Here is a 12,579-nt window from a genome sequence, read left to right on the forward strand (position 1 = left end):
AAACTACAGATTCTGGAGTACCATAACCGCCAAATTCAAGGGTAATTTGCAGATTTTGTAACTGCACTACCTAATATTGACGGTTTTGGGAGACGGTATGGCGGGTAAGCACGTGGTAGCGGCAGGTTTGGGGGGCGCGCTGGCGCTGTCTTGTTTGACGGCGGCGGCTGCGCCGTCGCTGGCGGATTGCGACGGGGCGTTTACCACGACGCTGAACGCCGCCCCGGCTGTCGATGCGCGGGCTTATTGGTTGAACCGGCAGTTGATCAAGTGGCCGGCTGCTGACGCTGATGGCGTGTTCAAGCTGTATTACTCCGCTACTGCGCAGTTGCGCGCGGCGGCTGGCACGCGCCTCATCGGCGCAGATGGTGCGGTCGCTTTGTCGCGTTTTGAGGGCGCGTTGCCAGCCGACGTCGCGCAGCGCTTCAAGTTCGTCGGCGCCGGGCCGGTGCTGGCAGTCACATCAGGCGACACGGCGCGCTTGCTGACGCGGCAGGTGCTGCTGGTGCGCGAAGCCGCCGATGGCACGGTGCGCGATGCGACCACGCTGCAAATCGCTGGCGCGCTCGATGATCTTTACGCTGGCGCGGCCAAGGCCGGCGATCTCGGCGTCACCGTCGGCTCACGCGACGCGGGCTTCAAGCTGTGGGCGCCGACCGCACAAAACGTCGCGCTGTGCACTTACGACAGCGGCAGCAGCAAAGCCAACGCCATCACGCCGATGACGCGCGATGACGCCACCGGCATCTGGTCCGCGCGCGCCGGTCAAGCTGGCCAGTATTACCAATACCTGGCGGACGTGGTGGCCCCCTCCGCAGGGCTGGTACGCAATCTGGTCACAGATCCCTATTCCGTCAGCCTGACGGCCGATTCAAAGCGCAGCTACATCGCCGACCTGGGCGCGGCACAGCTCAAGCCTGCCGGCTGGGACAAGTCGCGCGCGCCAAACAAGGTCGCCGCGCAAACCGACATGACGGTCTACGAACTGCACGTTCGCGACTTCTCAATCAACGACAACACCGTCAGCGCCGCCAATCGCGGCAAGTACACCGCCTTCACCGAAACGACATCGAACGGCATGAAACACCTGGCCGCGCTCAGCAAAGCCGGCATGACCGACATCCACCTGCTGCCGGTGTACGACATCGGCAGTGTGCCGGAACAAGGCTGCGTCGCGCCGCAGATCGCGGCGGCCGCGCCAGACAGCGAGGCGCAGCAAGCCGCCGTGGAGAAAGTCAAATTCCAGGACTGCTACAACTGGGGCTACGACCCATACCATTACAACGCGCCCGAAGGCAGCTACAGCACCGATCCCGCCGACGGCGCCAAACGCATCCTCGAATTCCGCCAGATGGTGCAAGCGCTGCACAAGGCCGGCCTGCGCGTCGGCATGGACGTGGTCTACAACCACACCTACATCGCCGGGCAGAACGAGAAGTCGGTGCTGGACCGCGTAGTCCCCGGCTACTACCACCGCCTCAACGCCAAAGGCGATATCGAACGTTCCACCTGCTGCGACAACACCGCTACCGAAAACCTCATGATGGGCAAGCTGATGATCGATTCGGCGGCGCTGTGGGTCAAGCATTACAAGATCGACTCCTTCCGCTTCGACCTGATGGGCCACCAGCCACGCGCCACGATGGAGCAGCTGCAAGCCCGCGTCGGCAAGCGGATCAACCTGATCGGCGAAGGCTGGAACTTCGGCGAAGTGGCTGACGGCGCACGCTTCGTGCAAGCCTCGCAGCTGTCGCTGAACGGCAGCGGCATCGGCACCTTCAGCGACCGCGCACGCGATGCGGTACGTGGCGGCGGCGCCGGCGACAGCGGCGTGCAGCTGATCACGCAGCAAGGCTACATCAATGGCCTCGTCTACGACGCGAATGAACAAGCGGCCAAGCGCCCGCTGGCAGATCTGCTGCAGGCATCGGACATGGTCAAGGCCGGCCTGGCCGGCACCATCCGCAGCTACCCGCTGACAACCGCCGACGGCCGCACCATGGCGCTGCAGGACATTGTCTACGGCGGCAACCAGCCGGCCGGCTACGCCAGCGAGCCAGGCGAAACCGTCAACTACGTCGAGAATCACGATAACCAGACGCTGTACGACATCAACGCCTTCAAGCTGCCGCAAACCACCACCGCGCGCGAGCGCGCACAAGTGCAGATGCTGGGCGCTGCCATCAACGCCTTCAGCCAGGGCGTAGCCTACTTCCACGCCGGCTTCGATATCCTGCGCTCCAAATCGCTGGACCGTAACAGCTTCGAGTCCGGCGACTGGTTCAACCGTCTCGACTGGAGCTACCAGGACAACTACTACGGCACCGGCTTGCCGCCCGCCGCCGACAACGGCAAGGACTACGCGCTGATCAAGCCCATTCTGCGCAACGCCGCGATCAAGCCAGCGCCAGCCGACATCGCTTACGCGCGCGATGCCTTCCGCGACCTGCTGTCCATCCGCGCCAGCAGCACACTGTTCCGCCTGCGCGCTGCGGCAGACATCAGGCAACGCCTGCGTTTCTTCAACACCGGCCCGCAGCAGACAGCAACCGTGATCGCCGCCCACATCGACGGCAAGGACTATCCGGGCGCACGCTTCAAGTCCATCACCTACCTGATCAACGTCGACAAAGCCGCGCAAACGATCACCGTGGCGGAAGAAAAGAATCGCCGCTACAAACTGCACCCGGTCCACACCAGCAAGAACGCGGCGGACCAGCGCATCGCCGCTGAAGCCAGCTACAACCAGGCCACCGGCGCCTACAGCATTCCGGCTCGCAGTGCGGTGGTTTTCGTCGAGCAGTGATGTTTAGTTGGGAGCCGCTAAACTGCGGCCTCCCCATGTAAGCGGCGGCGCGACAATGCTACACTGGCTCGTCGTCAGCTGCCTCTTATCCCGCATATGAAACTGCATACGCTTGTCTTGCCAGCCTTGCTGGTATCACTCACCGCCTTCGCTCAACCTGTCAAAGATCCTGTCGAATGGGTTAATCCCCTGATGGGCACAGCAAGCAAGCCGGAACTCTCCAACGGCAATACCTATCCCACCATCGCCCTGCCCTGGGGGATGAATTTCTGGACGCCGCAAACCGGCAAGATGGGCAACGGTTGGGCCTATACCTACGACGCCGACAAGATCCGCGGCTTCAAGCAGACGCACCAGCCTTCGCCGTGGATGAACGACTACGGCCAGTTCGCCATCATGCCGGTGACGGGCAAGCTGCGCTTCAACCAGGACGACCGCGCCAGCTGGTTCTCGCACAAGGCGGAAGTCGCCAAGCCTTACTATTACAGCGTTTATCTGGCCGACTCGGATGTCACCACCGAAATCACGCCAACTGAACGCGCCGCACAATTCCGCTTCACCTGGCCGAAGACCGACCAGGCTTACGTGGTGGTGGACGCTTACGACAAAGGCTCTTACATCAAGGTGCTGCCGGAGCAGCGCAAGATCGTCGGCTACAGCACCCGCTACGCACGCGGCCCGCTGCCGAAGAATTTCAAGAACTACTTCGTCATCTACTTCGACAAGCCGTTCACCTCCACCCACATCTGGAGCGGCAACAAGCTGGTCGAAGGCGTGACCGAACTGGCCAGCGAGCATAGTGGTGCAGTAGTCGGCTTCAAGACTGAAAAAGGCGAGAAGGTCGGCATGCGCGTGGCCTCGTCCTTCATCAGCGAAGAACAGGCGGAGCTGAACCTCAAGCGCGAGCTGGCCAGCGACAACTTCGACACCACCGCGCAAAAAGGCAAAGATATCTGGAACAAGACGCTGAGCCGCATTAGCGTTGAAGGCGGCAGCGTCGACCAGACCCGCACCTTCTATTCCAGCTTGTACCGCATGCTGTTCTTCCCGAACAAACTGTACGAGATCGACGCCAACAACCAGGTCGTTCACTGGAGCCCTTACAACGGCGAGATCCTGCCCGGCTATATGTTTGCCGGCACCGGCTTTTGGGACACCTTCCGCGCGCTCTATCCTTTCCTGAATCTGATGTACCCGTCGATCAACAAGGAGATGCAGCAAGGCCTGGTCAACGACTACAAGGAAGGCGGCTGGCTGCCGGAGTGGTCCAGCCCCGGCCTGGCCGACGTCATGATCGGCAACAACTCTGCGTCGGTGGTGGCGGACGCTTACATCAAGGGCTTGCGCGGCTACGACATCGAAACGCTGTGGCAGGCGCTCAAGCACGGCGCCAACAACGAAGGACCGATGAGCGCTGTCGGCCGCAAGGGCGTCAAGTACTACAACGAATTGGGCTATGTGCCCTACGACGTGAAGATCAACGAGAACGCCGCGCGCACGCTGGAATACGCCTACGACGATTTCACCATCTGGCAACTGGGCAAAGCGCTGGGCAAGCCGGAATCGGAAATCGGCATCTACAAGCAGCGCGCGATGAACTACAAGAAGCTGTTCGATCCGGAGTCTGGCCTGATGCGCGGCAAGAACCAGGATGGCAGCTTCCAGTCGCCGTTCAATCCCTTCAAGTGGGGCGACGCTTTCACCGAGGGGAATAGCTGGCACTACACCTGGTCGGTATTCCAGGACGTGAACGGTCTGGTGCAGCTGATGGGTGGCCGCGAAAAATTCGTCGCCAAGCTGGATGAGGTATTCACGCTGCCGCCGATTTACGACGAGAGCTACTACGGTCAGGTCATCCACGAAATCCGCGAAATGCAGATTGCGAACATGGGCCAGTACGCGCACGGCAACCAGCCTATCCAGCACATGATCTACCTGTACGGCTACGCCGGTGCGCCATGGAAGACCCAGTACTGGGCGCGTGAAACCATGAACCGCATGTACAAGCCCACGCCGGACGGCTATTGCGGTGACGAGGACAACGGCCAGACTTCGGCCTGGTATGTGTTCTCCGCGCTGGGCTTCTATCCGGTGACACCGGCGGCGCCGCAGTACGTGCTGGGTGCGCCGCTGTTCAAGAAAGCTACGCTGCACCTGGAGAATGGCAAGACCATCACCATCAACGCGCCGTCCAACAGCAACAGCCAGCGCTACGTCAAGTCGCTGAAGGTGAACGGTAAAGCCCATGCGCACAACTGGCTGAATCACGCCGCGCTGATGCAAGGCGCCACGCTGGACTTCGACATGTCCAGCCAGCCCAATACGCAGCGCGGCACCAAGGATGAGGACGCCCCCTATTCGATGTCTACAGATCGACCTTGAGGCGGGTAACCAAGCTGCGCTCGACGCCTGGCACCACGTACAGATTGCCCCACGAGTTGCTGTAGTACCCGCGGTTCAACAAATTGTTCACGTCCAGTGACAGGCGCGTGGTTTTGTTGATTTGCCAGTAGCCCAGCAGCTTGGCCGTAGCATACGACGGCAGCGAGTAGGTATCGGCGGTATTGCCGGCGCGGTCGCCGACATAGTTCGCGCCACCGCCGGCGCCCCAGCGTCCGCCGCCTTCCAGCGCCGCTTCGCGGATCAGCAGCAGGCCGGCGCTGGTCTTCGGCACATTCATCAGGCGCGCACCGCTGCGCAGCGTCTTATCCTTGGACACGCGCGCATCGATCCACGAGAAGTTGGCGGTCACGCGCCAGTTGTCGTTGATCTGGCCGAAGGCGTCCGCCTCAAAGCCGCTGCTCTTCACCTCACCTGCCGCCACCGAATAGCCGGGAACATCGCTGGCCGTCAGCACATTGGTCTTGCTGATATCGAACACGGCGAAGCTGGCGCCCAGGCGTTCGTCGGCGGTCTGCAATTTCACGCCCGCTTCATACGCGGTGGAATGCTGCGGATCGAAGGCGCGGCCGCTGATGTCGGTGCCGCTGTTGCCACGGAAGGACTTGCCAGCCGAGACATACACCGAACTCCAGCTGGCCGGCAGATAAGTGACGCCGGCGCGCGGCGACACTTCGCTTTGCTGCTGGCGCGTGTCGGTCTTCGCCACGCGGTTGACCACGTGCTGCTTATACTGATCCCAGCGCAGCCCGGCCAGCAGTTTCCATTGCGGCGTAAGGCTGATCTGGTCTTGCGCGAACAGCGCCTTCACGCGCTGCTGCTCGTCCGAACTGGTGGTCAGCAGCGTCAACGCCGGCGCAGGCTTGCCGTACACCGGTGCATAGATATCGATCGGGTAATTGGTAGAGCGCAGAATTTCCATATTCATGAACAGGCTCGACGCCTCGGCGCCGAACAGCACCGTATGCGCGACGCCACCGGTATTGAACTTGCCTTCGAACTCCGCCTGCATCGACACATCGCGCGACGGCAGCTGGCGCCAGGTCGCCTGGCGGTTCAGCGTGCGGTTATCAGCGGCCAGCGCATTGGCTTCGGTGTAGTCGCCATCAAAGGTGCTCTCCTTGTAGCTGGCGCCCAGCCTCGCGCGCCAGCCGTCCGCCAGCACGCGGTCCAGCGTCAGCTGATGGGTGTCGCTGTTCAGGCGCATATTGCGGTCCGATGGTTCATTCAGCACGCGGTCGCGCGGCAGCGTGCCCAGCACGCCGCGTACATTGATCACGCCACGGTCCAGCGGCGTATTCACGCGCATGAATTCCCCTTCGTAATTCAGCGTGGTCGCATTGTCGATCACCCAGGTCAGCGCCGGCGCGATCAGGTGACGCTGGTTATCCAGCAGCGACGAGCGGCTCATGCCCTCTTCCGCCATCAGATTGAGGCGGTACGCGACATTGCTGCCCAAGGCGCCAGTGCTGTCCAGCGTCGCGCGGCGCAGGCCACGGCTGCCGACGCTGATCTCGGCCACGTTATGTGTCGAGAACTTCGGCTTCTTGGTGACGATGTTGATGGTGCCGCCAGGTTCACTGCTGCCGTACACCGACGACGCCGGGCCTTTCAGAAATTCGAAGCGCTCCACGGTGGCGGTATCGCGCGGCGGATTGTAGCCGCGCGAGCCGGGAAAGCCGTTAACCAGAAACCCCATGTCGGTACTGCTGAAACCACGGATGCCGAAGTTGTCCCAGGTGCCGCCAAAGTCGTTCAGGCGGGAGATACCGCTAACATAATCCACCGTGTCGGCCAGGCGCAGCGCGCCCAGGTCCTCGATCTGTTGCGCCGTCATCACGCGCACCGCTTGCGGCACTTCGCGCAGCGGCGTGTCGGTGCGGGTGGCGCCGCTGGAATGCGAAGGATTGTAGAAATCGGTGCTGCGGTCGCCCGCCACCGTCACCTGCGGCAGGGCCTGCTCACTCTCTTGCGCGGCGGCCAGCGGCGAGGCGGCGGCCAGGCCTAGCGCCAGCCAATGCGCCGGGGCGCGGCTTCGAATCTGAAACGACATGAAAAATCCGTGTGAAATTAAAAAAGTTTCACAATATAAATGAGAAGCATTTTCAATTGCAAGTTAAATCCCACGTTCTGTAGGGGTTTTAAAGTCAGCAAAGAAAGCCGTCGCATGGTATGATGAAATTACCATACGGAAATAAATTTGTATTTTTCGCCATCATCCCGAGCCCCATCTCCGCTCCCGATACCCGCCAGTGCCGTCGCCCCGCATTGCACCTGATCCGCCTTACGGAAACGCACATGACGATACCCTGCCAGACAGCCGAGGCCAGCCGCCTCGACGCGCTGTACAAACTCAACCTGCTCGACACGCCGCCCAGCGAAGCGTTCGACCGCATCACCCGCATGGCGGCCAGCTTGTTCAAGCTGCCGATCGCGGCGGTGTCGCTGACGGACGCCGATCGCCAATGGTTCAAGTCCCGCGTCGGCGTTGAGCACGACTCTATCCCGCGCATGCGCGCGCCGTGCGGCCAGGTGGCCGACAACGCCGACGTGCTGGTGATACCCGATTTGCATCTGGACGAGTTCTACCGCAACAGCTTGCTGGCGGAGAGCGGCATCCGCTACTACGCGGGCGCACCGCTGACCACCACCGATGGCCACTGCCTCGGCGCCATGTGCGTGCTGGGCACCGAGCCGCGCGACACCACGCCGGAAGAACTGACGGCGCTGTGCGACCTGGCCGGCATGGCGATGGCGCAGATCGAATTGCAGCATGCACTGGGCCGCGTCGACGCGGTCAGCGGCCTGCCCAACCGACAGCAGTTCATCGATGACTTCCACGACTTGCAGCTGGACGCCGGCCAGGGCGAGCAGCGGCTGGCGGTACTGATCAACCTGGCCACGCCGGACCAGCTGACGCACGCCGCACGCGCCATGAAGTCGTCCTATGTGGATGACCTTGTGACCGAAGGCGCGCGCTGGCTACGCGCCGAAATCGGCCCTGGCCGACGCATGTACCACGTCGCCACCGCGCAGTTCATGCTGTTGTCGCCGGCTGGCGAAACGCTGGACAGCTGGCTGCCACGGGTGGAATTGCGCATGCAGAAGGCGCAGGCCATCGCCCGCTCGCGCTACGTCGCCACGCCGTCGGCCGGCGTGGTGCCGTTTGATGTCAACCATGACGAAGCGCTGTCGGTGCTGCGCAAGGCCCGCAGCGCGGCGTTTGACGCCATCGGTAACCAGAACCACATCGCCGTCTACTCGCAGGCCGAGGATGCGCTGTACCAGCGCCGATTCAGCCTGCTCAAGGATTTCGGCATGGCGCTGGAAAGCAAGGACCAGCTACGGCTGGTGTTCCAGCCGCGCATCGACGTCGCCAGCGGCGAGTGCGTCGGCGCGGAAGCGCTGCTGCGCTGGAACCACCCGTCGCTGGGCGCCATCGGCCCGGCCGAATTCATTCCGATAGTCGAGCGCTCCGGACTGGCGCAAGCCACCACCGCCTGGGTGCTGGAAGAAGCGCTGCGCCACCAGCAGGCATGGCTACGTGCCGGTCTGGCCTTGCAGGTGTCGGTGAACGTCTCGGCGGCCAATCTGTCGGAATGCGATTTCGCCGCCAGCGTGGCGGACAGCCTGGCGCGCCATCAGCTGCCGGCGGACTGCCTGGAACTGGAGATCACCGAAAGCGCCATCATGGCGCAGCCGGCCAAGGCGCACGCCACGCTGGCGGAAATCGCCGCATTGGGCGTCGGCCTGGCGATCGACGATTTCGGCACCGGCTACAGCAGCCTGTCCTACCTGCAGAAGATGCCGGCCGACGTGGTCAAGATCGACCAGTCCTTCGTGCGCGACCTGGAACACGATACGCGCCAGCAGGCGCTGGTGACGGCGATGATCACACTGTCGCAGGACCTCGGCCACCGGGTGGTGGCGGAAGGCGTGGAAACCGAAGCGGTGCTGGACTTCCTGCGCCGCGCCGGCTGTGAAGAGGTGCAGGGCTATTTATTCGCCGCCCCGCTGGAAGCGGATGCCTTTGCCGCTTACTCCTGCCCGATCAGCACCAGCGCGTTGCGCGTGCCGAAGTTGACGCTGTCGCCGCGTACCACGGCGGTCTTCCCGGAGTAGTAGTCCTTCACACGCTGGCCATTGGCGAATACCCCGTGCAGCTTGATGCTGCTGGCCTTATCGGTCGGCAGGTCCAGCGCCACCACCACCTTGTCGCGCACACCGTCCTTGTCGTACGTGCGTTTGAAGACGTAAGGCTTGGCCTGCAATTGCTGGTGCACGCCGGCGCCCACCGCAACGTGCGCCTTGCGGAACAAGCCCAGCTTGGCCCAGTGCGCGCGCACCTCGGCAATCTTGTAGCCATCGCGAGCGACATTTTGCTCCAGCTCATTCCAGTTCATGAATGAGCGCAGCTTGGCGTCACCGGTGGCTTGCGCGATATCCAGCTTGCGCGCGGTTTCATCGCCGTAGTAGATCTGCACTGCGCCGGGCGTCAGCAGCAGCTTGGTGGCGCTCTCAAATGGCTTCTTGCGCGACGGGTCGAACGGCGCGCCGTCATCGTGCGAGTCCAGGTAGTTCAATACCGAATAGCCATTCAGTCGGCCGCCGTGCAGCGCATTGGAATAGCTGCTGAAGATTTTTTCGTAGTCCTGCTCAGCATCCTTCACCAGCGCGAAGTTAATCATGCTGTTGAAATTGGCCTGATAGTAGTTGACGCTTTGGCCGCCGCCCAGGTCGTGATACAGGCCATCACTGATCTTGTAATTGTAAACTTCCGCCGTGGTGTAGAACTTGTCATCGCCCAGCTTCTTCTCCGGATTGGCTTTCTTCCAGTCCTCGAAAGCGATGGCGGCTTCCTTCTGCAATTCCTTCCACACTTTCGCTTCCACATGCTTGACCGTATCAGCGCGGAAGCCGTCCACGCCGTACTTGCGTATCCAGTCGGTGTGCCACTTGATCAGGTAGTAGCGTGGCGCGCGCGGATAGCCGGTGCGGGCAAAGAACTCGTTCAGGCTCTTGACCTCCTGCTCGAAGCGGCCCTCCTGCTGCCACTTGGCCATCAGACGCTCCGGCAACTCCACCGGCTCGTCGCTCTCAGTCAGGAAGTCCGGCAGGTTCTTCACCAGTGTGCATTCGATGGTAGTCCTGGCATCCTTGTAGGTGCACTGCGGCGCGGTACGCACCCAGTCCTTGGGCCATACCGGATCGATCTCGGTGACCGGGCCGGTGTGGTTCATCACCACGTCCAGCAGCACGCGGATGCCGCGCGCGTGCGCCGCATCGACCAGATTGCGGAAGTCGTTTTCGGTGCCGAGATTGGCATCGACTGCGGTGAAGTCGGAAGCCCAGTAGCCGTGGAAGCCGTAGGACTTTCCGGTTCCTTCATCGGTGCCGCCATGGATCTGCTCCACCGGCGGCGTGATCCAGATGGCGTTCACGCCCAGGCTGTCGAAATAGCCGTCGTTGATCTTGTTGATCACACCAGCCAGGTCGCCGCCCATGTAGCCACGCAGCGGTGCAGCGTCCTTCTGGCGATCATAAGCCAGATCATTGCCGGTGAAAGCGTTGCTGAAGCGGTCGGTCAGCAGGAAATAGACGGTCGCATTCTCCCACAGGAATGGCTTCGGCTTTTCGGCGGCTAATGCCGCTGCCGATGCTGTAGCCAGGGTCAGGGAGAATGCGAGTGTCGTCAATTTCATGCTGTCGTCCTTATTTATGTTGTTACGGTTGGATGGGCGCGGCCGGTCCAGTCAGTGATGCCTGCCACCTGCTCGGCGATCAGTGTCAGCGGATACAGCGCCTGCTGCGTCGGCAGATGGTGGAAAGCCGGATCGGCTTCATAGCGTTCCAGGTAGACGCGCAGCGTCGCCCCCTCCGTGCCCGTGCCGGACAGGCGGAATACAACGCGCGAACCGTTGGTCATCACGATGCGCACGCCCTGCTGTTTCGCTACCAAGCCATCGACTGGATCGGTGTATTCAAAATCATCGGCCAGTTCGACCACGTAGTGGCCCAGGTCCTGTCCCACCAGCGTGGCCAGCTTGATGCGCAGCGACGCCATCAGCTCATTGGCGGCGTGGGTTTCCACCGCTTCGTAATCATGCCGCGAATAGTAATTGCGGCCGTAGCGCGCCCAGTGCTCGCTGACCAGTTGCTCGACCGACTTGCCGCTGGCCGCCAGCAGGTTAAGCCAGAACAGCACCGCCCACACGCCGTCCTTTTCGCGGATGTGATCCGAGCCGGTGCCATAGCTCTCTTCGCCGCACAGCGTGGCCTTGCCCGCATCCAGCAGGTTGCCGAAGAATTTCCAGCCGGTCGGCGTTTCAAAGCAAGGGATGCCCAGCGCCTTGGCCACGCGATCGGCCGCCTGCGACGTCGGCATCGAACGCGCGATGCCTTTCAGGCCGGCGCGGTAGCCCGGCGCCACGGTCGCATGCGCGGCCAGCACGGCAAGGCTGTCGGATGGCGTGACATCGAATTTACGGCCGAGTATCATATTGCGGTCGCCATCGCCATCAGAGGCGGCGCCGAAATCCGGTGCATCATCGGCCGCCATGATCTCGATCAGCTGCGCGGCGTTAACCGGATTCGGATCAGGGTGATGGCCGCCGAAATCTTCCAGCGGCACGGCGTTGATGACGGTGCCGGCCGGCGCGCCCAGCTGGCCTTCGATAATCGCCTTGGCGTACGGGCCGGACACCGCGTGCATGCCATCGAAGCACATGCGGAAGCCGCCGGCGAACAGCTTGCGGATGGCGTCAAAATCGAACAGCTGCTGCATCAGCTCCGCATAGTCGGCGACGGAATCGATCACCTCGACATCCATGTCCTCGATACGCGCGGCGCCAAGGCGATTCAGGTCGATATCCGCCGCATCGCTGATACGATATTGGCTGATAGTTTCAGTGCGATGGAAAATCGCCTCGGTAACATTTTCCGGTGCCGGGCCGCCATTGGCGATGTTGTACTTGATGCCGAAATCGCCGTCCGGGCCACCGGGGTTATGGCTGGCCGACAGCACGACGCCGCCCAGCGCGCCATGCTTGCGGATCACGCAGCTGACGGCGGGCGTGGACAGAATGCCGCCCTGCCCGACCAGTACTTTGGCGAAGCCGTGCGCCGCCGCCATGCGCAGAATGGTTTGCACAGCGGCGCGATTATGGAAGCGGCCATCGCCGCCGAGCACCAGCGTCTTGCCGCTGCAATCGCCCAGCGTATCGAACACGCTTTGCACAAAATTTTCGAGGTAATGGGCCTGCTGGAAGAGCGTGACTTTCTTGCGCAGGCCCGAAGTGCCCGGCCGCTGACCGGGGAAGACAGTAGTGTTGACCGTATTGATGCTCATGTTCGCTCCGCAAAGGTAGATAGGC

General features: G+C 62.2%; 6 protein-coding genes. 3 read left to right on the plus strand and 3 right to left on the minus strand.

Annotated features, from left to right (window positions below; translation table 11 throughout):
* Positions 1-97: 97 nt before the first annotated feature.
* Positions 98-2,806: an alpha-1,6-glucosidase domain-containing protein gene (locus tag KW842_RS14960; RefSeq protein WP_218304898.1), complete on the plus strand. Its 2,709-nt coding sequence runs from the start codon at positions 98-100 to the stop codon at positions 2,804-2,806.
* Positions 2,807-2,902: 96 nt separating this feature from the next.
* Positions 2,903-5,188, plus strand: a complete 2,286-nt coding sequence (locus KW842_RS14965) for a GH92 family glycosyl hydrolase (RefSeq protein WP_218304899.1) — start codon at positions 2,903-2,905, stop codon at positions 5,186-5,188.
* Here the strand turns inward: KW842_RS14965 and KW842_RS14970 are convergent.
* Positions 5,172-7,259: a TonB-dependent siderophore receptor gene (locus tag KW842_RS14970; protein WP_218304900.1), complete on the minus strand. Its 2,088-nt coding sequence runs from the start codon at positions 7,257-7,259 to the stop codon at positions 5,172-5,174. The genes KW842_RS14965 and KW842_RS14970 overlap by 17 nt on opposite strands.
* Before the next feature lie 245 nt (positions 7,260-7,504).
* Here KW842_RS14970 and KW842_RS14975 point away from each other — a divergent pair, with 245 nt between their 5' ends.
* Positions 7,505-9,328 (plus strand): EAL domain-containing protein, encoded by a 1,824-nt coding sequence (locus KW842_RS14975; RefSeq protein WP_218304901.1) that lies wholly within the window; start codon positions 7,505-7,507, stop codon positions 9,326-9,328.
* On the opposite strand, the gene KW842_RS14980 is transcribed toward KW842_RS14975, so the two are convergent.
* Positions 9,244-10,908, minus strand: a complete 1,665-nt coding sequence (locus tag KW842_RS14980) for an alpha-amylase family glycosyl hydrolase (protein ID WP_218304902.1) — start codon at positions 10,906-10,908, stop codon at positions 9,244-9,246. The two genes, KW842_RS14975 and KW842_RS14980, sit on opposite strands and share 85 nt — an antisense overlap.
* A gap of 14 nt (positions 10,909-10,922) precedes the next feature.
* Entirely contained in the window at positions 10,923-12,554 is a 1,632-nt protein-coding gene (locus tag KW842_RS14985) for an alpha-D-glucose phosphate-specific phosphoglucomutase (RefSeq protein ID WP_218304903.1), read from the minus strand.
* Between the last annotated feature and the right edge of the window lie 25 nt (positions 12,555-12,579).

The organism is Duganella sp. sic0402 (assembly GCF_019219065.1).
Classification (GTDB): Bacteria; Pseudomonadota; Gammaproteobacteria; order Burkholderiales; family Burkholderiaceae_D; genus Rugamonas.